General features: G+C 33.8%; 27 protein-coding genes and 2 riboswitches. Of the genes, 11 read left to right on the top strand and 16 right to left on the bottom strand.

The genetic code is table 11. The features are described from left to right. Positions 1 to 94: 94 nt before the first annotated feature. The 4 genes from CEF14_RS03230 to CEF14_RS03215 all read right to left on the bottom strand — a co-directional run bounded on the left by CEF14_RS03230 (position 95) and on the right by CEF14_RS03215 (position 5,226). Entirely contained in the window at positions 95 to 1,330 is a 1,236-nt protein-coding gene (locus CEF14_RS03230; protein ID WP_102691527.1) for an IS110 family RNA-guided transposase, read from the bottom strand. Between the two features lie 150 nt (positions 1,331 to 1,480). Beyond that, positions 1,481 to 2,299, bottom strand: coding sequence for a recombinase family protein (locus CEF14_RS03225; protein WP_102691526.1), 819 nt, complete (start codon positions 2,297 to 2,299; stop codon positions 1,481 to 1,483). A gap of 654 nt (positions 2,300 to 2,953) precedes the next feature. After that, positions 2,954 to 3,463 (bottom strand): ankyrin repeat domain-containing protein, encoded by a 510-nt coding sequence (locus CEF14_RS03220; RefSeq protein ID WP_102691525.1) that lies wholly within the window; start codon positions 3,461 to 3,463, stop codon positions 2,954 to 2,956. Positions 3,464 to 3,483: 20 nt separating this feature from the next. Next, on the bottom strand, positions 3,484 to 5,226 hold the full coding sequence (locus tag CEF14_RS03215; protein WP_102691524.1) for a pre-toxin TG domain-containing protein: 1,743 nt from the start codon (positions 5,224 to 5,226) through the stop codon (positions 3,484 to 3,486). A gap of 583 nt (positions 5,227 to 5,809) precedes the next feature. On the opposite strand from CEF14_RS03215, the gene CEF14_RS03210 reads away from it, so the two are divergent. Then, the gene (locus CEF14_RS03210; RefSeq protein ID WP_102691523.1) at positions 5,810 to 6,004 is read left to right on the top strand and encodes a hypothetical protein; all 195 of its coding nucleotides are present in this window, start codon (positions 5,810 to 5,812) and stop codon (positions 6,002 to 6,004) included. A gap of 35 nt (positions 6,005 to 6,039) precedes the next feature. Here CEF14_RS03210 and CEF14_RS18890 read toward each other — a convergent pair whose 3' ends face one another. The 4 genes from CEF14_RS18890 to CEF14_RS03195 all read right to left on the bottom strand — a co-directional run bounded on the left by CEF14_RS18890 (position 6,040) and on the right by CEF14_RS03195 (position 9,301). Further along, the gene (locus CEF14_RS18890) at positions 6,040 to 6,186 is read right to left on the bottom strand and encodes a hypothetical protein (RefSeq protein ID WP_170061425.1); all 147 of its coding nucleotides are present in this window, start codon (positions 6,184 to 6,186) and stop codon (positions 6,040 to 6,042) included. A 180-nt stretch (positions 6,187 to 6,366) separates the two neighbouring features. Further along, positions 6,367 to 6,621, bottom strand: a complete 255-nt coding sequence (locus CEF14_RS03205; RefSeq protein WP_102691522.1) for a small acid-soluble spore protein Tlp — start codon at positions 6,619 to 6,621, stop codon at positions 6,367 to 6,369. 137 nt (positions 6,622 to 6,758) lie between these two features. Continuing rightward, positions 6,759 to 6,995: a small acid-soluble spore protein Tlp gene (tlp, locus tag CEF14_RS03200; RefSeq protein ID WP_102691521.1), complete on the bottom strand. Its 237-nt coding sequence runs from the start codon at positions 6,993 to 6,995 to the stop codon at positions 6,759 to 6,761. Between the two features lie 329 nt (positions 6,996 to 7,324). After that, the gene (locus CEF14_RS03195; RefSeq protein ID WP_102691520.1) at positions 7,325 to 9,301 is read right to left on the bottom strand and encodes a methyl-accepting chemotaxis protein; all 1,977 of its coding nucleotides are present in this window, start codon (positions 9,299 to 9,301) and stop codon (positions 7,325 to 7,327) included. 420 nt (positions 9,302 to 9,721) lie between these two features. Here CEF14_RS03195 and CEF14_RS03190 point away from each other — a divergent pair, with 420 nt between their 5' ends. Both CEF14_RS03190 and CEF14_RS18885 read left to right on the top strand, forming a co-directional pair. Then, the gene (locus CEF14_RS03190) at positions 9,722 to 10,561 is read left to right on the top strand and encodes an AlbA family DNA-binding domain-containing protein (RefSeq protein WP_102691519.1); all 840 of its coding nucleotides are present in this window, start codon (positions 9,722 to 9,724) and stop codon (positions 10,559 to 10,561) included. Between the two features lie 339 nt (positions 10,562 to 10,900). Then, positions 10,901 to 11,065 (top strand): hypothetical protein, encoded by a 165-nt coding sequence (locus CEF14_RS18885; RefSeq protein WP_170061424.1) that lies wholly within the window; start codon positions 10,901 to 10,903, stop codon positions 11,063 to 11,065. A gap of 201 nt (positions 11,066 to 11,266) precedes the next feature. Here the strand turns inward: CEF14_RS18885 and tlp (CEF14_RS03185) are convergent, their stop codons facing one another. After that, positions 11,267 to 11,509 (bottom strand): small acid-soluble spore protein Tlp, encoded by a 243-nt coding sequence (gene tlp / locus CEF14_RS03185; protein ID WP_102691518.1) that lies wholly within the window; start codon positions 11,507 to 11,509, stop codon positions 11,267 to 11,269. A gap of 147 nt (positions 11,510 to 11,656) precedes the next feature. On the opposite strand from tlp (CEF14_RS03185), the gene CEF14_RS03180 reads away from it, so the two are divergent. Continuing rightward, the gene (locus CEF14_RS03180) at positions 11,657 to 11,878 is read left to right on the top strand and encodes a hypothetical protein (protein WP_102691517.1); all 222 of its coding nucleotides are present in this window, start codon (positions 11,657 to 11,659) and stop codon (positions 11,876 to 11,878) included. 244 nt (positions 11,879 to 12,122) lie between these two features. Beyond that, positions 12,123 to 12,344 carry a hypothetical protein gene (locus tag CEF14_RS03175; RefSeq protein WP_170061423.1) on the top strand — a complete coding sequence of 74 codons (222 nt, stop codon included), beginning with the start codon at positions 12,123 to 12,125 and terminating at the stop codon, positions 12,342 to 12,344. Between the two features lie 19 nt (positions 12,345 to 12,363). On the opposite strand, the gene CEF14_RS03170 is transcribed toward CEF14_RS03175, so the two are convergent. Continuing rightward, positions 12,364 to 12,843 (bottom strand): Lrp/AsnC family transcriptional regulator, encoded by a 480-nt coding sequence (locus CEF14_RS03170; protein ID WP_102691516.1) that lies wholly within the window; start codon positions 12,841 to 12,843, stop codon positions 12,364 to 12,366. Between the two features lie 211 nt (positions 12,844 to 13,054). Between CEF14_RS03170 and CEF14_RS03165 the strand changes: the two genes are divergently transcribed. Then, positions 13,055 to 13,558 carry a GNAT family N-acetyltransferase gene (locus CEF14_RS03165; RefSeq protein ID WP_102691515.1) on the top strand — a complete coding sequence of 168 codons (504 nt, stop codon included), beginning with the start codon at positions 13,055 to 13,057 and terminating at the stop codon, positions 13,556 to 13,558. A 416-nt stretch (positions 13,559 to 13,974) separates the two neighbouring features. Here the strand turns inward: CEF14_RS03165 and CEF14_RS03160 are convergent, their stop codons facing one another. Both CEF14_RS03160 and CEF14_RS03155 read right to left on the bottom strand, forming a co-directional pair. After that, a complete protein-coding gene (locus CEF14_RS03160) occupies positions 13,975 to 14,793 on the bottom strand; it encodes an alpha/beta fold hydrolase (protein ID WP_102691514.1) in 819 nt (272 codons plus the stop codon). A 112-nt stretch (positions 14,794 to 14,905) separates the two neighbouring features. Next, positions 14,906 to 15,817 carry a patatin-like phospholipase family protein gene (locus CEF14_RS03155; protein ID WP_102691513.1) on the bottom strand — a complete coding sequence of 304 codons (912 nt, stop codon included), beginning with the start codon at positions 15,815 to 15,817 and terminating at the stop codon, positions 14,906 to 14,908. 432 nt (positions 15,818 to 16,249) lie between these two features. Continuing rightward, a riboswitch (TPP riboswitch) is annotated at positions 16,250 to 16,356 on the top strand. An 84-nt stretch (positions 16,357 to 16,440) separates the two neighbouring features. Beyond that, a riboswitch (TPP riboswitch) is annotated at positions 16,441 to 16,530 on the top strand. 80 nt (positions 16,531 to 16,610) lie between these two features. Between CEF14_RS03155 and CEF14_RS03150 the strand changes: the two genes are divergently transcribed. The 5 genes from CEF14_RS03150 to CEF14_RS03130 all read left to right on the top strand — a co-directional run bounded on the left by CEF14_RS03150 (position 16,611) and on the right by CEF14_RS03130 (position 19,993). After that, positions 16,611 to 17,357: an ABC transporter ATP-binding protein gene (locus tag CEF14_RS03150; protein ID WP_102691512.1), complete on the top strand. Its 747-nt coding sequence runs from the start codon at positions 16,611 to 16,613 to the stop codon at positions 17,355 to 17,357. Further along, entirely contained in the window at positions 17,344 to 18,114 is a 771-nt protein-coding gene (locus CEF14_RS03145; protein WP_102691511.1) for an ABC transporter permease, read from the top strand. Before CEF14_RS03150 ends, CEF14_RS03145 begins: the two co-directional genes overlap by 14 nt. Before the next feature lie 32 nt (positions 18,115 to 18,146). Continuing rightward, positions 18,147 to 19,151: an ABC transporter substrate-binding protein gene (locus tag CEF14_RS03140; RefSeq protein WP_102691510.1), complete on the top strand. Its 1,005-nt coding sequence runs from the start codon at positions 18,147 to 18,149 to the stop codon at positions 19,149 to 19,151. A 25-nt stretch (positions 19,152 to 19,176) separates the two neighbouring features. Further along, a complete protein-coding gene (gene thiW, locus CEF14_RS03135; protein WP_102694269.1) occupies positions 19,177 to 19,671 on the top strand; it encodes an energy coupling factor transporter S component ThiW in 495 nt (164 codons plus the stop codon). A 106-nt stretch (positions 19,672 to 19,777) separates the two neighbouring features. Then, on the top strand, positions 19,778 to 19,993 hold the full coding sequence (locus tag CEF14_RS03130) for a hypothetical protein (RefSeq protein ID WP_102691509.1): 216 nt from the start codon (positions 19,778 to 19,780) through the stop codon (positions 19,991 to 19,993). Between the two features lie 176 nt (positions 19,994 to 20,169). On the opposite strand, the gene CEF14_RS03125 is transcribed toward CEF14_RS03130, so the two are convergent. The 4 genes from CEF14_RS03125 to CEF14_RS03110 all read right to left on the bottom strand — a co-directional run bounded on the left by CEF14_RS03125 (position 20,170) and on the right by CEF14_RS03110 (position 23,001). Further along, positions 20,170 to 20,985, bottom strand: coding sequence for a metallophosphoesterase (locus CEF14_RS03125; RefSeq protein WP_245890032.1), 816 nt, complete (start codon positions 20,983 to 20,985; stop codon positions 20,170 to 20,172). An 89-nt stretch (positions 20,986 to 21,074) separates the two neighbouring features. Beyond that, complete coding sequence (locus CEF14_RS03120) at positions 21,075 to 21,764, bottom strand: hypothetical protein (protein ID WP_102691508.1); 690 nt, start codon at positions 21,762 to 21,764, stop codon at positions 21,075 to 21,077. Next, positions 21,761 to 22,633 carry an ATP-binding cassette domain-containing protein gene (locus tag CEF14_RS03115; RefSeq protein WP_102691507.1) on the bottom strand — a complete coding sequence of 291 codons (873 nt, stop codon included), beginning with the start codon at positions 22,631 to 22,633 and terminating at the stop codon, positions 21,761 to 21,763. The genes CEF14_RS03120 and CEF14_RS03115 overlap by 4 nt, the downstream gene beginning before the upstream one ends. Before the next feature lie 2 nt (positions 22,634 to 22,635). Beyond that, a complete protein-coding gene (locus CEF14_RS03110) occupies positions 22,636 to 23,001 on the bottom strand; it encodes a GntR family transcriptional regulator (RefSeq protein ID WP_102691506.1) in 366 nt (121 codons plus the stop codon). Positions 23,002 to 23,085: the final 84 nt, after the last annotated feature.

Below are 23,085 nucleotides of genomic sequence, written 5' to 3'. Positions count from 1 at the left end.
CAGGTATTGATTTCTTTTTAGATATGGTTTCACCCGTACCCTATGTTGTAATCTTAAAAACTTAAATAAAAAAAGTCACCCGTTTATAACCTTATTAAACTACTTCCTTCTCTTTTATTAACGGTAATTCATAGGCTGTTTTGTACTTCATCATCCCATAAACAATATTCACTAGTCTTCTCATAATACAAACCAATGCTTGCCCCTTTGTTTTACCTTCTTTTTGTTTTCGTTGGTAGTAAGCATAAAATACTGGGTTTCTGGGCAGTTTACTTCCTTTCGCCACTTGCACTTGCTGTACTGCCAAATTATAAAATAAACCATGTAGCACCCGATTTCCCTGTTTGCTTTTTTGTTCCTTACCTTTCCCACCAGACCCAAAGTAAACAGGCGCAATACCCGCAAATCTTGCTAATTTGTTGGCATTTGGAAAACGTCTTATATCACCAATCTCTGCAATTAATGCTGATGCTGTTACGAGTTCAATACCTGGCATTGTATTCAATTGAAAGTCTAGTAAACTCATTAACTCTTTTAATTCTTTTTCTACATAGTTTATTTCCTGCTTTTTAAACAAAATGTCTCTGACAATACTTCTTACTAGAAAGTCTCTTGTTTCTTGGTACTCTTTTACCGTGTTCCCATCTTCTTTAACAAGCTTCATTATTTCACTTGCTTTTTTCACTGAACATGTATTGTTACTTGCCTCTAATAAAAATATGGTCAATTGCTTCACACTTACACCTTCTAAACAAGACGGTGAAGGGTAATGTTCCCAAAATGCCAATGCCGTTTTTCCATCTATTTCTGAGAAAAACTTCTTATAGCTTGGATAGTGGTGACTCAATTGAATGTGCAGTTGGTTCTTTAATGCACCTTGGGCTTTTACCAATGCATTTCTCCTTGTAACTAATTGTTGTATCGACCAATATAAATCATGTGGTTTAGCGTCTGGTAATAGGTCAAGCTTATTTACAAGTATACGTGCTACACATTCTGCATCCCAGCTATCACTCTTTTGTGTAGACATATGGCTTTTTCGTTCAGCGTATGAAAGTGCTGGGTTTACTTCTTTTACGACCTGTCCATGGTCGGTTAAAAACTGTGCCAACGCTCTTCCATAGCCTCCAACGTCTTCTAAGCCAAATACAGGGGTCAATCCATCATCAACTAACTTATCAACATCTAATAAGAACTTTGAAAATGCAGATGGTTTGTTTTCAAACTGTATTTCTCCCAGCTTCTCTTGCCAACAATTAATAATAACAGCCGTATGGTGGTGTTTATGTAAATCCACACCTATATACAAGTATTTCTGTCTTTCATGCATTTAGCTCATCCTCCTACTCAATTGAATAAAAATGCCGGCAACCTTAGTTCGAGCGTTCACCTTCCAGTGCACATTGGTACGAAAGCCTATCCATTTTCATCGCTACAAAGTAATTTATAAGAAAATGCGAGCCTTTTTTAAGTTAGTCTGTTAAATAATTGCTTGATGCTTACCATTTGCTTGTATTTGTCCGTATGTATATATTCCTTGGTAAAAGCTTTCTCGGTCTAAAATGCGTTTCACTTGTACTTTGGTAAACATTTTACCTTGAGTTGTTCTAAAACCTTCCTCATTTAATGCTTTTGCCAATCGAGACAGTGACCATTTTCTATGTAACTGTTTAATCTCAAACAACCGTTTAACTACTTCTGCATGACCGGTATGTATCTTTAGTTCCTTTTCACCCTTTTGTTTTGTATAGCCAAATGTTGCCCTTCCTCCTGCATACCCACCTTCCTTTGCCTTCTTATTTCTACCTTTCGTTAGCTTAAATGCAATTTCAAGTCGTTGATATTGGTCTAATAATTCCATTAGGCCGTTTACCAAAAAGTCATTGGGGTCTTTTTTATGGATACTGTACGAGGGCTGTTCAATACTTTTAATATCACAGCCATATTTCTTCAACTCTCGTTGTATCAGCACCTTTACAATATCCGACCGCCATAATCGGCTTGTATTCAGCACCTTTACAATATCCGACCGCCATAATCGGCTTGTATTCAGCACTACCACATTATCAATTTGGACAGAAGAAAGGTGAGCCAACATTTCCTGTAAGCCCACCCTGTCTATTTCCAGTGCTTCTTCATTCAGTTTTGCACCACTGATTCCTTCATCTCTAAAAACATGTATCAAGTTAAACCCCTGTGCTTTACAGTATGCTTGAATTTCCTCTTCTTGATATTTCAAACTATATCCGTCTCTAGCTTGTCCTTGGGTCGACACTCGTATATACCCTACAACGTTCAACTTTTTACCCTCCCGTTACATAAATTGTAATTTTCGTAACGTTTTTAAACGAATAGCGAGTATTATACGACCGTCTCTAGTAATATTACAACCCAAAATTTTTAATCCAAAGCAGTAAAAGAACACCCTTTCACGTTACCCATTGTTTATCGCCACGAGCTTGCACAATCTCGTTAGTTTATTGTCAATGCCGTGTCATAAGTCCCTCTACCATGTAAAATGTCATCTCGCCAGGTTATCTTACATTTCATGCTATCCAAGTATTAAAACATAATGCTTTGATGGTACAACCATCATAAGTTATGAATTTTCAATAGCATTTATTATATCGTCTAAAGCTTATATTTCTCACAAAAAACAAAAAGCACTTGTTGCCTTTAATCGACAATCAAGTGCTTTAAGTTCATCTGTTTTTAAGTATAAATTTGTAAGTTTTATAGTAACAGTATGACACCTATTGTCTTTCATGACAACTACTACGTTAAAACTTACGAATTTGTACGAGTTCGTTAGTTTTATGTCCATTCCATGTGTTTATATTCATCACCCAGTAAAATGTCATCTCTCCTAAGCTCGTACTTCTTTTTCTATTCTATCATTGCACATTGTACCCCATGATGGTACAACCATCATGGAGTATCGACTTTTTAAAACCTATTCTTTTTCATCCATCTTCTGCTTTAAATATTCAGCAATTTCTAATTGCCCTCTTTCAATAGCAAATGCATAAGCATCCATATCTTTCATGGTGTCACCAGAGTATTTTATAGATATATCTATATTGTTCTCAACTAATAATTTAACAATCTCAAAATGCCCACCGTATATTGCTGCAAACAGAGGATTTCTATCTGGTTCACTAATATCAATCTCTACATTCTGACTAATTAGATATTTAGCAATATCTAAATGTCCTTTTGTAGTCGCTCTTTCAAGAGCATTTGTAGAGAAAGTTCCACCTTGTGCATTAATATCTATTCCTGCATTAATAAGATATTCTACTATCTCGAAATGTCCATGAGCTGCCGCTACATGTAACCAAGTACCAAAAGGAGTCATCCATGTTAACATTTCTGGCTCTTTCTCAAGCAAATCTCTTAAAGTATCCAATTGACCAATTTTTATGGCATTTCTAATATCTTTTGCAAATTTAGTCTTATCCATATTAATTTCTCCTTTAACTTCTATTTCCTAGAAGCAGCTTGTTTTCCAAGGTCTTCTAGTATTTCAATAATATCATCTACATCTGCACCTGCAGCATCAACTGCTTTCAATTGATTTATAACATTCTCTAAAGCTTCAATACTATGTTGTCCGGCAATTCTATTCGGTGCCCAAACTAAATTTTCTTCACCAATTATAGGGTCAATACCATACTTCCTTAATAATTCTTGACCCTCTTGAACAAGTTTTTGTTGAGCCTCACCTAAACCCTTTTTAAATAAAATATGATGTGCATGTGGATTTATCATATTAGCAGGTGGGTCACCAATTAGTCCTTTAAGATACTTACCAAAATCAATTTTAATTAATGCTTCATTATACTCTTTAGCAATGCCTAAATCAGACATCTTTTTACTTATTTCAGCCAACTCATCTTTACTAAAAGTATTATTTTGAATAGTATTTTTAAGCTTATTCAATTTATCGGCATCGACATTACCATTCTTGATTATATTATCTAGATAATCGCTTACAGTATTACCCGTACCCTTTAAAGCATCCTTCTCCACCTGCTTGATGGCTATATAACTATCAGCTTTCTCTGCTAACTTACCAGTCGATTCGCCTCGTCCAATTCCTGCAAATACCTTGTTACCTGCTGTTGTTTGCACGGTTCGAACTTCAACTGGTCGTAAGGCGTTATCGATAAATTTTGCAGATCCTCGAATTGTTTTTTGTCCTGTTTTTGAGGTCACTGTGGCACCTACTGGATGGGACAGGGCGTATTTGAGTTGATCTACATGCTGACCACCTAGTTTTTTAGCGTTACTCACCACAGTCGCATACACGGCTTTTGATTTCGTTTTTACTCCGTCAATGGTGTTTTTAAGCGGTTTGACGGCATCATCTATTGTTTTAGTAGTTGTTTTCAGAACATTGGCTAGTGCTGGGACATTCTTTAATAGGGATTTTACGGCGAGTCCCCCTACTCCTGGTGCGATCGCAAAGACGCCTCGTGTCAGTCGTTCATTATCGGAAAGTTTTCTTCCGGAGATGAGGTCTTTTCCTTTGGCAGCTCCCGCAAGATCTATGGCTGTATAAACAGCACCTGCGGCTAGTCCTGCTGGCGGACAAACAATGGACAATCCAATCACAACGCCAGCTGCAATTAGATTATACCAAAACTCTTTCTTCTCCTGTCCTGCTCGAATTCCTTCATATGCAAAAGCCCCACTGTTTAAAGCGGCTTGGCGATAATCTTCTTTTGATGCTTTTTCATTAGGATTTTGGAGTTTCCATGCCTCATACTCCGTTTTCAGTTTTGCGGAGTAAGTTGAATTGGCTTCGTATAAATCATTTAGGGTAATTTTCTCTTTCGCACCTGAAAATAAGAATCCTTCTTGAACGTTAATCGTATTGGTTGTACTGTAAGACGTTACATTAAAGTCCACCATCTTTTGTATATATCCATCAATGGATTTATAAAAAGGGCTATCTACTTTTTCATCTATAATTTTACCAATTCCTTTGGCATAATCATACAGTTTTTTATAGTCTTGGCGAATTGGCTTTGCCTCTGGTTGATAAACTTGAGGATTAAAAGAGATTGCATGATCGACATCTTTTTCAGAAATCTCGTTCTTTGAATCTTTAAATAACTCATCTGCATCCTCGTATTTGTTGTCATACTTATGTGCTTCATTGACATTCTGCAGTGCTAAGGCTACTTTTTTCCATTTGGCATCCTCATATAATAATTTCACGTACTTCTCCACCCCATTTTGGACAATTCACCATTTATGAATGATAGTTCCCTTGAATGTTAAAAATTTCAATAATAACATTTTAGGAAAGGTGGATAATACTGGTCAATAAAAGTTATACTTATATATTAATCAATTTGAGAATTCAAAATTTGAAGAAGCTCTCTAAATCCTTATATTCTAAATCTCTTGTTTATCTTCCAGACAAAGTTTTTAATAAGGTGTTCAAAAGTACTATTTTGAAAAATATCAGCACATATGATCCTTACCTTTTTTTAATATTCTGGAACGTATACATTCTATAATTACCAATATTTTGTTAATATTTGTAATTTAAAATAAATATAATTAGTCGAAATGTATTGAAGAATATAAGCTATTTATCTTATTTTTTCATTTTTAAATTGAAAGAATGAAAACAGCTCCTTTTACTATTGAAGGATAATTTTTAAATTTCACTTTCAAATAGCTAACAACATTTAAAGTAGTATTACATTACTCTGTTTATTGTTTATTTTATTCACTAAGCGTTAGAGCATAAAATCCTTTGATTTGAGCAAATTATCTTTGGGAGGTGAACACCATGCCAAAACAAAATGGCTATAAACCGAAAAACAAAAAGAATCATAACAGCAATTTTAAGAGCGTAAAAGATACGAGATCTACGAATAACCCTTATAATAACCCCGATAACTTTAGGGCAGAATTTGCTGCTGAGTGGCGAGAAAATGCTATCGAAAATATCAATAAACAATCAAAAGACAAAGTAGATAAATAAATATTTGAATAAAAAAGCCTTGATGACAATATGCATTAAGGCTTTTCGTTATTCTTATTTTTTATTTCTTCTAGTAGAGTAATCATTCTTTCATTTTGTTCAATCATTGTTTTATTTTGTATTTTTAACCTTGTAAAATCATATGAAAATACTAATAAAAGAACTAAGATAAATAACTGCATGCATTTCACCTACCAACAATATACATTAAATCAAATTATATCATTTAAATTTCTATTATGTATTCCTGAAATTTTTTTATAATGCAAATCGTTCCAATCCATACGTCTTTAATTGATCACCAAAAAGTGCTCTTCCAATAAAAAGTAAAGCTGTGATATAACATCACAGCTTCTTTCCTGCTACTTAAAACTATTTTCCCAAGCCTTTTGTGCCGCTTTATCTGCTATTTCCTTTTCTTTTATCATGATTTCTCTTTTACGACGTTGGTTTTTTTCTTGTAGGTGCTCGAGTTCTTCCTTGCCGGCAAATTCCATACTGATTTCAGCTTCCCGAATATTCTTTTTTGTATTTTCAATCATACTTTGAATTCTTAACCCACTTGTTGATCGATCATTAGTATCTGGACGATGTATTCCACGAAATTTATCTTTCATGCTGAGTCCCTCCAAAATTATTTTTATTGCAGTATTAGTTTGTTTTTCTTTGTTCACTTTATACAATTAACAAAATTAAAAAAGCTGTATCAAAGTGTGTAAAACACTTTCATCACAGCTTTCATTCACATGATTTCTTATTTAAGCCCTTTTTTACGAGCCTCTGCTTCGTCCTTCATTTCAGCGATAAATGCATCAAGTGCTTTTTCTCGTCGCTCGTTTTTTTCCTTAATTTTCCTTGCTTCGTCTGGACCTGCAAATTCCATGCTTATTTCTGCTTCTTTTATATTCTTTTTTGTATGTTTAGCCATTTCTTGCAAGCGTTCAACATTATCTGATCGATCATCTGGTTTTGGTGTATTTTGATTTGACATGACTTAGCCTCCAAAGATGTATTTTAAAATTACTGTTATAGTTTGTTTTTCTTTGTTTGCTTTATACATCAGTTTTCATCTCTTTATTGTTTAAATTGATGTATTCAGGCTAAATTATTTCCCATACTAAATTTGAGTTTTGTCGTTATTTATTTGCAACTTCAATCACTTTATTTGCGACTATCCAAATTGTATTTGCGTTCATAACATTTTGCGTCTTAGAATTAGACATCTCTATTTGAATGACCTATTAAAAAGGCCTCGTTCCTGTGATAAGAACGAAGCCAATTGTTATTTTATTTGTTTGAATGTTTGTTAAGTACAATCTTTTAATATTTAAATTTTGCTATTAAATGCTTTAATGTTTCTGCCATTGCTGAAAGAGATTGGGCTGATGAAGAGATTTCTTCCATTGAAGCCAATTGCTCTTGTGTTGATGCAGCTACTTCTTCTGAGGTTGCGGCATTTGTTTCGGCAATACTAGATAATTCGTGTGCTGTGGCACTAATCTCTTGAAGAGAGGCAGACATCTGTTGTGCGATTGCAGAAACGTCTTCCATTTGTGGAGTCATTTCTTTTGTACTTTGGAGAATTTGATCGAATTTCTCGATTGCTTCGGTTGATACTTGTACTCCAGTCTGCACATCATCTGTAACGCGACCCATGATTTGAACAGTACCTTCTGTGTCTTTTTGGATTCTTTGAACAATTTCATGAATTTCTTTTGCCGATTGTTGAGATTGTTCAGCTAATTTTCGTACTTCATCTGCTACAACTGCAAAGCCTTTACCATGTTCCCCCGCTCTTGCTGCTTCGATTGCCGCATTTAAAGCAAGCAGATTTGTTTGATCTGCTATTCCTGTAATTACATCTAAAATGGAGTTAACCTCTTTAGAACGTTCATTTAATGATTCTATCATCGCATTGGACTCTATTACAGATTTATGGATTGAGTTCATTTGGTTAACAGTATTCGAAACGGCTTGACCACCTTCTTCTGCTTGTGTGGTTGTACGATAAGCTAGCTCTGAAACTTTCATAGAATTTTCTGCAATTTGCGTTACACCTTGAGAAACTTCTTGTAAGGATTCCGTATTTTTATTGATGCCATCCGTTTGTTTCTCCGCACTACTTGATACTTCATGAATAGCAGTGGCAACTTGTTCTGTAGCAGCACTTGTTTGTTCTGCACTAGCCGTTAATTCTTCTGCAGAAGAAGCAACCAGTTCTGCATTCTGGTCTACTTCTTTCACTAAACTAATAAGGCTAATTTGCATCTCATGAAATGCTTGTCCTAACTGTCCAATTTCATCTTTGGTTTGTACGTTAATTTCTTTCGTCAAATCTCCTTTACTAATCGTAATGGCATTTTCCTTTAGTTTTCTTAAAGGACGTAAGATCGATTTAATAATGAAGAAAACAGCTATAGCTCCAATAATTAAAGCAATTACGATGACCAGAACCGTATTTAGGAAAATTGGTGCAGCTGCTGCACTAATCTCTGATGCAGGAACAGCTCCTGCTAATTTCCACCCCGTTAATTTATTTGTATCAAAGGCCATTATTTTATCTTGACCTTTATACACATAATCTAATTGTCCGGCATCTTTTTTGTAGACTTGATCAAAAAAGGAATCTTTTGCTTCACTTCCTCCTTTAATAGTAGGGTGTGCTATGTATTTTCTATTTTGATCTAAAAGAAAGGCGTAACCTGAATTACCTAACTTAACTTTCCCAACAAGTTCTTGTAAATGACTTAGATGGATATCAACAGCTACAACGCCTGCCCCGTCATTAATCGTTTGAGAAACAGTAATACACCATTCTTTTGTGCCTGCATCTTGATAAGGTTCTGATACAACAGCTTCTCCTTGTTTACTCATTGCAGCTTTAAACCAATCTCTTTCTCTTGGATCATAGCCTGAGGGCATTGTTATTTTGGGTTTTCGAATTAAAACTCCCGTATTACTGCCCACATAAATACTTAAAACTTCAGGATGTAATTGAGCATACTGATCAAATTGTTGTCCTAATTTAAGACTTTTATCTCCCTTGAAACTCTTTGAGGTAATATCTTTGGCAAAATACCCTATATCATGTATTTTGGGTTTTACGGTATTATCAATAGACATATTTAATACACTTGTTGTTTTTGCAAAACCAGTCAGCATTTCTTCTTTGACTGCTTTTTTAGCAGTTGAATAAGCCTGAAACCCTATACTAATGGAAGGAATAATTAAGATAATCAAAAAAGCAACGGTTAATTTTGTTTTTAAATTTCCTAAACTTCTAAAGAATTTCCCCACTAAGCATCCTCTTCTCTAATTCTTCTCTTTTACTTCAAAAATAACTTTTTCAAACGTGTTGCATTACAAATTTTTCCCGTTAGTCCTATACACTAAAATTATGATTAGTGCTTTTTTAGCATACATATAAATTTTCTGAAATTCAACATAATTCTACATATATCATCAAATTTTGCAAATATACATGATACAAAATACTCGTTAACTTAAATCATAACGTTACGTATTCATGTAACCATATTATTCTTCTCTTAATCTCTTATACGGTGTGTTAACTGATTAGATGTTCGATTTATTAAAAATAAGCATTATGCCAAACAGTTTCCGTAAAAACGTAAGATGATTATAATATTAAAATTATTTATAATTTTCTTTTTTGTTTTATAATTATATCTAGGAGATATCCAGGAGGATTTAAAAATGAGCAGAAATAAAATAAGTGAACGTGCAAGTATACTTTTAAATAAAGAGGAAGGGTATGACGTCGATTATAAGAGGAATCTAAAAGGTTTAAGCGTGGATGATTTAGTCGCTTTTGCGAATTCCTCAAAAGGTGGTGCTATTTTAGTAGGGGTTGACGAATCGATAAATGAAAATGGTCAACAAATTGGTAAAGTAGTTGGCTGTACGATAGGTGACAAAGAAAAGCTCACGATTTTAAATAAAGCAAGTGATTGTCAGCCTTCAGTAGATGTTGAAATTTACGTTGAAAATGAGGGAGATGCTCCATTCTATAGAATTGAAATACCGAGTGGCGAGCATAAACCCTATTCTACATTTAAAGGTACGTACTTAATCCGCGGAGATGGAAGAAACCTTCCTCTTAATCGCAGTAGATTGTTAAATATCTTTTTACAAGAGCAAAGCGCAACTTTTTTCAGTAGATTCAAAATAGCAACAGAAGAATTAGAGGGGCACATTGTAAATTTGGACAAACGTATTGAAGAGACGAATGCAAAAGTAGATCTATTTGAACATAATATTGTTGATCTACAAGAAGGTTTAGGCGTTGAAGTTAAAGAAATAACTAGTAATGTAAGTGACCTAACCAATAAAACAGCCTCTGAATTAAACCACATATTCGAGGGAATCAAAAATACAGAAGATTTAGCTGAAAAAACATTAAACACTTCTTTGATGACAATAGAAAATATGGAAAAAAGAATTAATACTATCGAAAAAGACATACAAGCAACTAAATTTATGACAAAAGCAATTTTAGAACATTTAGGCATAGAACTTCCTAGGAAAGATCATTAATAAATGTAATATAAATTATCACAATTGCAACTAACCGAAAAAAGTCCTGACACTGTAAATTGTAATGAAGGGCATCACATATAGACTGACCCAGATGGGCATAAATTTTAGTTTCATTCAGGAACTTCAAAAGATTACAAACAAAAAATTAGATATGAATTTTTTATAAAAAAGCAGTAACACTCGTTAAATAAATTGGGAATCTTATACTTAGAGATTCCCTTTTTTTATTTAAATTATCAACAATAAAATTTAACACTGCCTTATGATGAAAAACTAAATGTTTATAAGAATAAAACACCCTAAATTGAACACATTATCTGTGGGAGGTGAATAGCCATGACAAAAAAAACTGGTAATGATCGACATAATGATAATTTTCCAAATGAAAAGCAAACAAAAGTAGACACCCCAAACAATAAGAAAAAATCAAAAACTGAGTTTGCATCAGAATGGGATGCAAAAGCAGAAAAAAATCTAATGAGCCATCAAAAAAATAAATAACACGTTTCATCTGTAGCCTTAATGCTTTATGCGTTAAGGCTAATTATTTTATGTAAAGTATTTTCTCAGTATACGTATTTAATACATTTGCGGTTGCCTGTGATCGACTCCACACTTTACAAATTGAAGAAATCCTTGTGACCATAACATCACAAGGATTTCATATAGCTACGGAATCATAACCCCTAGCCTTCTATTCCATTATTTATAGCCATTCTTACGATCTTGAGCCTCGTCATTTCTTTCCTCAACCATCGCATTGATCGATTGTTTACGGCGTTTATTTTTCGCTTGAATGTTTTGCACTTCTTCTGGACTTGAAAATTCCATACTGATTTCTGCCTTATGGATATTTTCCTTCGTATTTTTGATCATTTGATCGATACGTTCTACATTATTTGATCGATCATCTGGTTTTGGAGAATTTTGTTTTTGATTTGCCATTCTCGTACCTCCTCGTTCAATTTTAAAGCACAGTTCTAGTTTGTTTTTCTTCAAGCACTTTATACGTATTTGAACATCGCATTCAAAAAGTCTTGGAGAATAAACATTCCGTTACTGAGCACATTAAACACTAGGAGGTGAATAGCCATGAGCAATAAAAACAGCAAAAAGACAATGAATGTACGGACTCATAATCCTTACGATCTTTACAGAAGTTTAAGTAATGACGACACCAATAGTAATAACAATAACCCTAAAGATAACCTATACGAAGAGTTTTCTGCTGAATGGGATTCAAAAGCAAAAAACAAAAATAACCAAACCAACCATGACAAAACGCAGCATTCCAATAAGAATACGAATAAGTAATTTAAGTAATTAGAAAATAGATGGCAAATAATACATTAAATAGCCCTCATGCCTATTAGCATGAAGGCTATTTTATTTTTATATAAAGACCTTTTTGCACCAGATCTATTACATAGGTAATTAGGACAATGTTCATTGTTTTTATTGTCATCATAAAATAGACAAGGCAAATTTATCTTTTGTAAGAAAAGATTTTTCTTCAAGAAATTTTCCACATTGAAAAACAATAGGAAGGAGACTTTTCATGTTGTTTACTGTGCATTTTATTGAAAAAAAGACGGTTGTGTTAAGTCAATTACTCAGAAACATTCCCCTCATTGATGATCCCGTTAAAATAAAGGGACGTAAAGGAAAAGTGATTGATGTTGAGTTCGTGGATCAAAACAAAATCAATGTCTATGTTCTCTTTGAAGAAGTGAAGAAAAAACAATTAGTAACATTTGATCCTAAAAAGCGAAGAAGGTAATGGATGGATTCATAAATTCCTAATCTTTTCGTATCGGCAAAATTGTCGAATACTTAACTTCTCTAAGTGCTAGGCTTGTTTGAATATGTGTAAGTCCCAGCTTATTTAATTTTCTTATAAAACTTTCTAATTCTCTTCGTCCTTTGATAATGACCTTTAATAGATAATCAAATTCTCCTGTAATACAATGACATTCTAATATTTCAGGTAAAGCTGCAAGCTCTTTCTCTAATTTTCCTAATTCCTTTTCTTGATGAATATTTGTACTGATGAAAATAAACGTTAATAACTCATATCCCAATTTCTCTTGATTTAAGATCGCAACTTGTTGATGAATATAGCCTTCCTTTTCAAGACGTTTGATCCGTGCGTGTATGGCTGGTGGTGACAAACTAACACGCTTCGCAATTTCAGCGTTACTTACTTGTGCATCTCTTTGTAAAATGTCAAGTATTTCAATATCTAAATCATCCAATACTTTACGAACGAAAGATTCCATTTCTTTATCTCCTTACCAATATTCAAAAATGCTCTATAAAAACCTATAAAAACAAAATATAATTCTATAATTACGATTATATGCTTACGATCATTCTAAATTCATTATGCAAAACAAAATTTAATTCGTAAATAGATCGAAAAGTGCTAAAATTATTAACAAGAAATGAAATAACTTTTTCATAGGACTTATCTAGAGAGGAGTCATTTAAATGGACGGAAAAATAACATTTAGAGACGCACAAATTGAAGATTTACCAAAAATCGTTGAAATCTATAATTCGACCATTGCAAGTCGAATGGTCACTGCGGATACTGAACCTGTATCCATAGAAGATCGCCTTCCTTGGTTTAATGAACACAATCCTTCAAAACGACCATTGTGGGTTGTCGAATATGATGGTGCAATATGTGGATGGATTAGTTTCCAATCATTTTACGGAAGACCCGCTTATGATGCTACTACTGAAATAAGTATTTATTTAAGTGAAGAGTTTAGAGGAAAAGGACTTGGAAAAATCACCTTACAACATGCAATTGAAGCTTGTCCTCAATTGAAAATCGAACATCTTTTAGCCTTCATTTTCGCTCATAACGAACCTAGTATCCGACTCTTTAAAAATTTCCAATTTGAAGAATGGGCACACCTACCAGAAGTAGCTGAATTAGATGGTGTGAAGAGAGATTTAGTGATTCTTGGTAAAAAGATTGGTTGATCTATTTTCACTCTTGTAAATAAAAAAAGAGGTGTGAATTAGGTTGTATTTCAAAAGAGAAATTTTGAGATTTGCTTAGTATAACTGAATAAACAGATATATTGACTACCGGTTTCGCTGCATTTTTGTGAATATAATTAGTGAACTTTTGCTCGTTTTCTGAATTAACCTTATGTATTCGAATATTTCAAAACTTTCCACGCATAAGCAACATATTATTATCATTTAAATCAAGTTATTTTTATTTTTTCATTACTCTTGCTATGCTTCATGCTAACCCCACAAGAGTCACCGAAACATAGATTTAAAGAAAATTGCTCTTCTTTTTAACGAAGAGCAATTTTTCAACTAATTAAATAATTGAATTTCTTTTTTAATTTCACTTCTTAGTCTTCTTCTGTTGGCTAAAATTTTATCTAATATTCCTCTACTCTTATTAACCACTCATTCATTAAAGAATTAAATAATTCCTCTTGTTCTATTTGTAAATTGTGGCCCGCTCTATCTAGAACAGCAAAAGTTGCTCTTGGGTAGTTCTCAAGGATATTCCAGGCATCTTTGTAACCTACACTTGAATCCTGTCTACCTAAAACGATAAGAGAAGGTTTAGCAAATTTTATATTCGCTTGATCTACATCAAACGAAAATTCATAACCGTTATTTTGAAATCTCTCTAAAAAGTGAACATCCGCAATATTAATACCAGACATTATTTCATTTTGGTATCGATCATAAATTTTTTCACTTTGTACAACCATGTTATCGTTGAAATTTTTCATATCTTCTGAATTTAATTTTGATAACAATTGGTCATCCTTAACTAATACAACTTGCGGTGGAACATTTCTCTTTTCATGAGTGGCTATTATTAAGGGACAGATTATTGCAACACCATCAACTCTATCTGCCATCATTTTGACAATTCCCCTTAATAAATAACCACCATAGGATTCACCTACCATTAAGAAATTCTCATCGGGAATCATTTCTTCTATAAATTGAATAACGATATCAAGCATAATATCAGAGTTGACAATCCATTCAGCACTGCTTGATTTTCCCATACCAGGCAAATCAAAATATATTCTTTTATAACCGCTTCTGTTACTAAATATCCTTTCCATACACCCCGTCATTAATCGATGGTCTGTAGAATACCCATGTAACATAATAATTGGTTTTCCTTGTCCAATTACTTGATAATTTATGACAATATCATTGATTTTATATTCCATTTTTTCACCTCCTGATATCAAATTAGTAAATCAACATTATATATAAATCTATTAAATTGTATCATAAATCCAAATTCACAAAAAAAGAGATTGGAAATATCCAATCTCAAGTTTAGACTTTAAATTCCTCTTTATTACTAGTAGCATCCCAACTTTTCAAAAATTGAGTGGTGCGACTTCTCCCTATTTCGATTAAACGCTCTTTCGTTTCATCATCTAGATCAAATTTAGTCGCACTATAATTTTCAACAGGAATGAAAATTATATTCTTTTCATGTATGCGTGATATATAACGCTCGTCATGGGCGTCTTTCATCGTAGTAAAAAGGGCTTCAAATAAATTGAGTCCATTATTAATTTTGTGCGGTTCCATATCTTCTCTTGGATTACTTAACTTTAAACCGAGAACAGGACGTTCCTTCTTACCACTTTCATCTTCGAATAGCCATATTGGAAAATTACTTAAAACACCGCCATCGACAACAATGGATTCTCCTTTTGAAACCTTCAACTTCACTGGCTGAAAGAAAAAAGGGACTCCACAGCTCATTCGAAGAGCTTTAGCAACCGAAAATGTGCCAGGATTCACTCCATACTTACTCAAATCATCTGGAAGGACCAACATTGTACCGTTTGTTAAATCAGATGCAATAAGCTTCAAAGAACCTGTAGGCAAATCATCAAATGTATAGACATTTCTATCCGAAAGTTTTTCATAAAACCATTTTTCGAGTGCTTTCCCTTGGTATAGTCCCATTCTAAAATAGAGATTAATCCACTTCATAAATGGAAATGGTAATACAGTTTTTGGAGGATCTAAAAATGTAGTCACATCGAGTTCATCTAACATCGTCTCAATTTCATCTACCGTATATCCTGCAGCGAGGAAAGCCGCCAATATGGCTCCTGCACTCGTTCCAGCAACTCGTTCAAAATGAATATCATTTTCCTCTAACACTTGAAGTGCACCAACAAATGCAAAACCTTTTATACCTCCACCTGAAAACACACCATCGACGAGCAAAGTATCCCCTCCTCATCTATTCTCATTACACTGTAAGAAATATATGGTTAAATTAAAACTTATGCAGGAATTTTTTCGAATATGCCCTTTCTTAAATTTTTTAGCAAATAAATCCATTTCCTCATTCAAAGATTTGATTTAAATACGAACATTAAATGAGGGTATTGTATATGCTGTATCTATTAAAAAAGCGCTATCTGAAGCAGCATACTAAGAAATAAAACTAGAAAAGAAGTACTATCTGAATACTTGAATTGTTCATTTATTTTTAACTAGAAAATCATTTAAGAAATGGATCCAAATACACTATTACAATAAAGAAAGTGTTGTTTTAATTATTCTTTTTTTGGGAAGAAAATTCCTTCACAGATATTAATTTTGTGAAAAGCCTTGCATCTAACAAATTTAATGATATGCTAGATATTGAAAATTAAATAGCACTAGGGGTGTCCCATACGGACTGAGACTGAACAACTTGTTCTAAACCCTTTGAACCTGATCTAGTTCAAACTAGCGGAGGGAAGTGAGTCGTCTTTCATGAAATTTGTTATGTAACCCACTCTACCTCGAGTGGTTTTTTTGTGTACTAAAATAATTCATTTAAGCAAACAAAATTAAATAAATACATCTACTAGGGGCGCCTATCGGCTGAGATTGTACCCTTTGAACCTGATCTAGATCATTCTAGCGGAGGAAAGTAGTTTAGCATCATTTGTATGATGTTCTAGTCAAAACTGCTTTCTATTCCATGAAAGCAGTTTTTTATTTGATTTAATTTAGAAAGGATATGAAAATGGCACTTATTCTAAAAGATGTATCGTATAGTTTTACAGATGAAAATAAGAGCAAAAAGAAAGTCATCTCTCACTTAAATATGGAAGTACAGCAAGGTGAATTTGTTTCAATCATCGGAAAAAGCGGTACAGGAAAAAGTACAATTTTAAGACTGATAACTGGGCTCCTTCGACCAGAGGAAGGTGAAATTCAAATTAATGAAAACGACATTTCCCTTGGTGATGTCGGCTACATGCCACAAAAAGACCTGCTACTTCCTTGGCGAAGCATTCTTGAAAATATTATGCTTGCTTCCGAAATTCAAAAAGACTTACATATTTCAAAAGAAGAAGCAAGAATGTGGTTGCAACGCGTTGGATTAAGTGACTACGAAAATGCGCTTCCTAAGCAGTTGTCTGGTGGCATGAGACAACGTGTTGCATTTTTACGAGCATTATTAACAGGCAAAGATGTACTACTACTTGATGAACCATTTGGAGCTCTTGATGCATTAACGAAAAGAGAAATGCAATCCTGGCTATTATCCATCTGGCAAGATTTAAACAAAACAATTATTTTTATCACACATGATTTAGAAGAAGCCATCTACTTAAGTGATCGTATTCTATTATTACATCGCAATCATGATCTTGAAGAGATTTCAATAGAGCTTCAAAGACCTCGTATTCCAGAGATGATTCATTCCCAAAAAATCGTAACATTACGACAAGAATTGGAGAAGAAAATTTCAAATGAAACAGATTAAACATTTTTTGCAAACTTATAGCCTTTTTTTGATTGTTTCAATTATTTTTCTTGGTGTGATCGAATGGCTCGTCCAAACTGATAAGATTCCAAGCTTTATCATACCCGCACCCACTAACGTCGTACGTATGATCATGGATAATTGGCGTCCTTTAATCTTGGAACATTTGAGTGCCACCATGCTTGAATTCCTTATCGGCTTTGTCATTGCTGTGATCGGGGGTGTTATTTTAGCTGTCTGCATGTTCTTTTCAAAAACAATTGAGAAGATTCTCTATCCTGCAGTTGTGATTTCACAAATGATTCCAATCATTGCACTCTCCCCTATTTTTGTGCTGTGGTTTGGCTATACCATTTGGAGTAAGGTTGCCGTAACAATCCTCATCTGTTTCTTCCCGATAGTGGTTGGTACTTATGATGGATTAAAGTCATGCGACAAAGAATATATCGAATTATTACGTTCAATGGGGGCATCTCGTTTTCAAATATTTCAAAAGCTACATATTCCAATGGCCCTCCCCTCTTTTTTCTCAGGGTTTAAGATGGCAATAGTTTTTGCACTCGTTGGGGCAACAATCGGTGAGTGGCTCGGAGCTAGTGAAGGGTTAGGCTACTACAGTCGGAGAATGTCTGGAAATTTAAATGCTGAAGGTGTTTTTGCAGCCATCACTATTCTTACAATTGTGGGCATTCTGTTATTTGCACTAGCTTCTTGGATGGAAAAGAAAGTAACCCATAAATGGAATCATACAAGATAGATAAATAGATGAATTATAGGAGATGTTAATTGATGAAAAAATGGATCAGTATACTATTGCTAGTATCTCTAGCCGTATTCATTACAGGATGTAATGGAAAAGACCAAACTACCGATGAAAGTGGAAAAAAACTAGATAATTTAAGTATCATGCTTGATTGGTATCCGAATGCAGTCCATTCAGCAATTTACGTTGCACAACAAAAAGGTTATTTCAAAGATGAAGGCTTAAATGTAGACATTCAAATGCCAGCTGATACAAACGATCCTTTAAAACTTGCTGCTACTGGAAAAGTAGATTTAGCGATTAGTTATCAAAATCAAGCCATTCTATCTAAATCAGAAGGGATTCCAATCGTATCAGTTGCAGCACTTGTTAGACATTCTCTAGATACGCTAATGGCCAAAAAATCATCTGGCATTAAAACACCTAAGGATTTAGAAGGTAAGAATGTAGGGTATTCATCAAGTGAAATAAGTGAAGCAACGATCAAGGAAATGGTTGAAGCTGATGGCGGCGATTTTAGTAAAGTAAAAATGACCGATGTCGGTTTTGACTTAATTCCTGCTATTGCTACAGATCGTGTAGACGCTATTACAGGTGGATATATCAATCACGAATATGTTCTGTTAAACAAAGAAGGCTATAATATGCATGCGATCAAAGATAGTGATTATGGTGTACCCGATAATTACGAATTAGTACTGGTTACAGGTCAAAAAACGTTCGATCAAAAAAGAGATGCGATCAAAAGATTTTGGAAAGCAGTCACAAAAGGGCAAGAAACCGTTAAGAAAAACCCAAAAGAAGGCTTGCAAATTTTACTAGACCATGAAAACGATAGTTTCCCATTAAAAAAAGATGTTGAAACGAAAAGTCTAGAAATACTACTACCCCTAATGGAGGAAAAAGGTGTCCCATTCGGCTATCAAGAAAAAGCTAGCTGGCAAAAAGCAGCTAAATGGCTATATAAAAACGGAGTCATTAAGAAACAGGTTCAACCAGATGAAGTGATGGACAATATTGTTTCTAAATAGGCAAAGGGGAGATAAAATGAAGGACTTGAATAAAACGAAAAAACTAACGTATACAGCTATAATTGCAGCTATTACAACCGTTTCAAGTAATGTTATTTATATTCCACTAGGCTTTGTGAAGATATTCCCGATCCAACATTTTGCCAATGTGTTATCAGCTGTTCTATTGGGGCCATGGTATGCTATTTTACAAGCATTTATTTCTTCTACTTTAAGAATCATGATGGGAACAGGTACAGTATTTGCATATCCTGGTAGTATGATTGGGGCACTACTGGCATCCATTCTTTATGCAAAAACAAAAAGAATCGAGTTTGCAGGTTTAGGAGAAGTTTTTGGCACAGGAATACTTGGGGCAATCGCAACCTACCCAATTGCTGTTCTGGTTTTAGGGCAAGAAGCAACATTATTTGGCTTAGTCCCTGCTTTTGCGATTAGCTCATTTACAGGTGCTCTTATGGGATATAGTCTATTAAAAATATTAAGTAAAAACCATGCTCTTAGTCATATTTTGAACTAATGATATAAGTCTCTCAGAATTGTTCTATATTACAAATCTATTCATAAAATGAACGTAAACAAGGTGATTCTACCTTTTAAATTTTTAGAAAAGGAGATAAGAGATTATGTTTACTGTTCAATTTTTGGATCATAAAGAGATTGTATTAAGTCAGCTCCTTAGAAAAGTTCCTTTAGTTAACGAAGAACTAAAAATTAAAGGGCGTAAAGGCAAAATTGTTAATGTCGTGAAAGTGGATCAAACTAAATTTCATATTCATATGATCTTCGAAACAAAGAAAAAGCCAACCGTACTAATTGATTTTGACAATAAAAGAAAATAGTTTTTGAAAACAAAGTGCCGAGAAAACTTCCCGGCACTTTGTTTGTTAATTTGTAATGCTTCAATACAAGTATTTTAACGACTGTTTACATTTTATTATTCAGGATTAGCTATTTCCTTACAAAAATAGGGCCCTTCAAAAGTTGAAAATAACCTTTCGAAGAACCCTATTATTTCTTATTTTGCATGTAATTCGGCCACTACAATTTCTGGTCGATTAAAAATTCGAATAGTTGATCCACTGTTACCTAGACCTCGGCTAATAATTTGTGTCATATCGCCAATTTGCTCCACACCATCAATATGTGAAGGAAATAAATGGAGTTGATGATCGATCATCCCTCCTAGCCCTGGAATTCGAATCTGTCCACCATGTGCATGACCATTGAATGTTAAATCCACACCATGTTGCACGTAATTCTTATAATATTCTGGCCTATGAGCAAGTAAAATTTGGAACTTTGATGGATCAACACCATTCAATGCTAGATTAAGCATTTCATCCGTTGTTTTACCACTAAGAGGATCATCAATACCGATAATTTGTATGGTTGCACCGTTCATTGAAAAGTTTTCCGAACGATTTGATAATACATGTACGCCTATCTCGGTTAGCTTCGCTTTGATATGATCAGTATCATTTGTTGATACTTCATGATTACCAACTACATAATATACAGGTGCAATTTTCACAAAACCTCTGACTGCCTCTAAACTACGATCTAAATCATAGTTGTAGCGATCTACTAAATCTCCCGTAATAACAATGATATCTGGCTTTTGCTCCCTCACCTTTTGAATGAGTTGCCTTTGCTTGTCACCAAATCTTGCATGATGTAGATCTGATATTTGTACAATACGTAAACCGTCCATTTTCTTAGGCAATTTCTTTAAAACAACGGAGTACTTTGTCAGCTGCAACCATTGTTGGTTGATATAGATAAACCCCACAAAGGCACCTAGCACCATCACAATTTTAATGAGTTTTTTCAAAAATATCATCCTAACTGGTTCACTCATTAACAATTATAGACGATTATCTGCGTAAAATGTTGCATCTGCATTTTTATCAAATTCTTAAGTTATCTTTTTAAATCCACTTTTTGTAACAATAAGTAGATACATCCCCATACAATTACGGCTGCAACTAATAACCAACCAAAAGAGCCGATGGATTGTTGAACAAAAATATCCTTGCATACATCCAGAAGATGAATCCGAGTGGTAGGTATCGTTGTCGATAAAAGAAGGATCACGGCAATGCTTAATGGTCCGACTAATCCCCATTTATAATGTAGCGCACCGCTTAACATAGCCATACTACTAACGAAAGTCCCTATACAAAAATCAATCCAAATATTGGACAAGATGAATGAATGACCTGTAAATACATTACTCCAACTAAACATCGTAAAGTTATTTACATTGAATGCAGTTATAACTCCATTGACAGCTAAAAGTAAGATTATATTAATTAGCACCATTATGATTGTTCTTTGAATACTACTTACAAAGCTGGCCTTGATAAACTCACCACGCGTTACACCAAAATGAATGCAATAATGAAAACTATTTTTAATCGATATATGATTTGATATGAATAAGAAAATATAAACTGCAAAACTACTCATATACATCGTTGAAGAGTAATTGAAGGAAGTGGCGAGCGTAAAATTTAAAATTAAAAAGAAAATAAAGAATCCCCAAAAAATATTGATCGATTGCAAGCTTTTTATTTCAATAATCTTTTTTGCCGAAAGTACACGATTCATCGTAATTGTTCCCCTTTCTCTGTTACATGAACGATTATGTCTTGCACATTTACTATATTTTTCTTACACCCTGAAGGTAATGCATCATCATGTTGTTTCTCCTGATCAAAAACGACTATTTCACCATTCCCCATAAAATACTTCTCGTCTAAAATAATGAATTGATCTTTTATCTTCTCCATTTCCTCTCTCGGTCCGGAAATAGAGTAAACAACCTCTTGTAATTCTTCTGTTGAAATTTCTAATAGTAATTTTCCCTTATTAATCACATATACTTTTTGGAACAAAGTGCTAACTTCATCAATTAAATGTGTTGAAAAAATAATCGTTCTAGGCATTTCTATATAATCATTTAAAAGAAATTGATAAAATTTCTTTCTAGCGTTAGCATCCATGCCGATGTATGGTTCATCGAAAATTGTGATTTCGCTGCGACTGGCGATACCTACTAGTACACCAACTGCCGATTCCATCCCTTTGGATAGTTCTTTTATTCTTTTTGTACTGTCTAAATCAAAAAGAGTTAGAAGGGTATCGGCAATGTCATGATTCCAATTTGGATAGAAATTTTTACATAGCTTCAGCAAATCTGAGATTTTCATATGACTAGGAAAATTATTTCCTTCTTGGATAAAGCAAATTTTCCCTAACACATTTTGATTGTTAAAAGGTTTTTGACCATTTACCAAAACATCACCGGAAGTTGTGTCCCATTCACCTGCAATGATTTTCATAAGTGATGTTTTTCCAGATCCATTTTTCCCAAGGAATCCAATGATCTGGTTCTCTTCAAAGTTAAAGTTTAGATGATTTAATATGACACGACTTTTTATCTCTTTCGAAACATTCTGCATTTGAATGACAGTCATCCTTATTCCCCCTGCTTATCGATAAGTTGTTTTACTTCTTCAAGCGATATTCCCAAACGGTTTGCTTCTTCTAACAAAGGCATTAAAAAATGTTGATAAAATTCATTTTTTCTTTGCGTCAGAATTTTTTGGCTTGCACCTTCTTTTACAAACATCCCGATTCCCCTTTTTTTAATTAAGATTTCATCTTCAACCAATATATTTAATCCTTTTCGTGCAGTAGCTGGATTAATCTGATAAAATTCCGCAATTTCATTTGTAGAGGGTACTTGCTCCCCTTCAAGAATATGTTTATTCAATATTTCATTTGAAATGATTTCAGCTACTTGTTGGAAAATTGGCACTTCACTATTTACATCTAATTTCAAGATATCCCCCCTCACATAGTTAGTTGATTGGTTAGTTACTTGTGTAACTAACTATATAACAAAGTCAATTATACCGTCAATAAG

The organism is Rummeliibacillus pycnus, from assembly GCF_002884495.1.
GTDB lineage: Bacteria > Bacillota > Bacilli > Bacillales_A > Planococcaceae > Rummeliibacillus > Rummeliibacillus pycnus.
This window is presented reverse-complemented; position numbering and strand designations above follow the sequence as displayed.

Excerpts from the sequence above, each read along its gene's own strand:
- CEF14_RS03150 (WP_102691512.1), top strand. The coding sequence starts at position 16,611 with ATGGCACTTATTCTAAAAGATGTATCGTATAGTTTTACAGATGAAAAT.
- tlp (WP_102691518.1), bottom strand. The coding sequence starts at position 11,509 with ATGGCAAATCAAAAACAAAATTCTCCAAAACCAGATGATCGATCAAAT.
- CEF14_RS03140 (WP_102691510.1), top strand. The coding sequence starts at position 18,147 with ATGAAAAAATGGATCAGTATACTATTGCTAGTATCTCTAGCCGTATTC.
- CEF14_RS03205 (WP_102691522.1), bottom strand. The coding sequence starts at position 6,621 with ATGAAAGATAAATTTCGTGGAATACATCGTCCAGATACTAATGATCGA.
- CEF14_RS03145 (WP_102691511.1), top strand. The coding sequence starts at position 17,344 with ATGAAACAGATTAAACATTTTTTGCAAACTTATAGCCTTTTTTTGATT.
- CEF14_RS03220 (WP_102691525.1), bottom strand. The coding sequence starts at position 3,463 with ATGGATAAGACTAAATTTGCAAAAGATATTAGAAATGCCATAAAAATT.
- CEF14_RS18890 (WP_170061425.1), bottom strand. The coding sequence starts at position 6,186 with ATGCAGTTATTTATCTTAGTTCTTTTATTAGTATTTTCATATGATTTT.
- CEF14_RS03115 (WP_102691507.1), bottom strand. The coding sequence starts at position 22,633 with ATGACTGTCATTCAAATGCAGAATGTTTCGAAAGAGATAAAAAGTCGT.
- CEF14_RS03160 (WP_102691514.1), bottom strand. The coding sequence starts at position 14,793 with ATGGAATATAAAATCAATGATATTGTCATAAATTATCAAGTAATTGGA.
- CEF14_RS03130 (WP_102691509.1), top strand. The coding sequence starts at position 19,778 with ATGTTTACTGTTCAATTTTTGGATCATAAAGAGATTGTATTAAGTCAG.
- CEF14_RS03175 (WP_170061423.1), top strand. The coding sequence starts at position 12,123 with ATGTTGTTTACTGTGCATTTTATTGAAAAAAAGACGGTTGTGTTAAGT.
- tlp (WP_102691521.1), bottom strand. The coding sequence starts at position 6,995 with ATGTCAAATCAAAATACACCAAAACCAGATGATCGATCAGATAATGTT.
- CEF14_RS03170 (WP_102691516.1), bottom strand. The coding sequence starts at position 12,843 with ATGGAATCTTTCGTTCGTAAAGTATTGGATGATTTAGATATTGAAATA.
- CEF14_RS18885 (WP_170061424.1), top strand. The coding sequence starts at position 10,901 with ATGACAAAAAAAACTGGTAATGATCGACATAATGATAATTTTCCAAAT.
- CEF14_RS03210 (WP_102691523.1), top strand. The coding sequence starts at position 5,810 with ATGCCAAAACAAAATGGCTATAAACCGAAAAACAAAAAGAATCATAAC.
- CEF14_RS03230 (WP_102691527.1), bottom strand. The coding sequence starts at position 1,330 with ATGCATGAAAGACAGAAATACTTGTATATAGGTGTGGATTTACATAAA.
- CEF14_RS03165 (WP_102691515.1), top strand. The coding sequence starts at position 13,055 with ATGGACGGAAAAATAACATTTAGAGACGCACAAATTGAAGATTTACCA.
- CEF14_RS03120 (WP_102691508.1), bottom strand. The coding sequence starts at position 21,764 with ATGAATCGTGTACTTTCGGCAAAAAAGATTATTGAAATAAAAAGCTTG.
- CEF14_RS03180 (WP_102691517.1), top strand. The coding sequence starts at position 11,657 with ATGAGCAATAAAAACAGCAAAAAGACAATGAATGTACGGACTCATAAT.
- CEF14_RS03190 (WP_102691519.1), top strand. The coding sequence starts at position 9,722 with ATGAGCAGAAATAAAATAAGTGAACGTGCAAGTATACTTTTAAATAAA.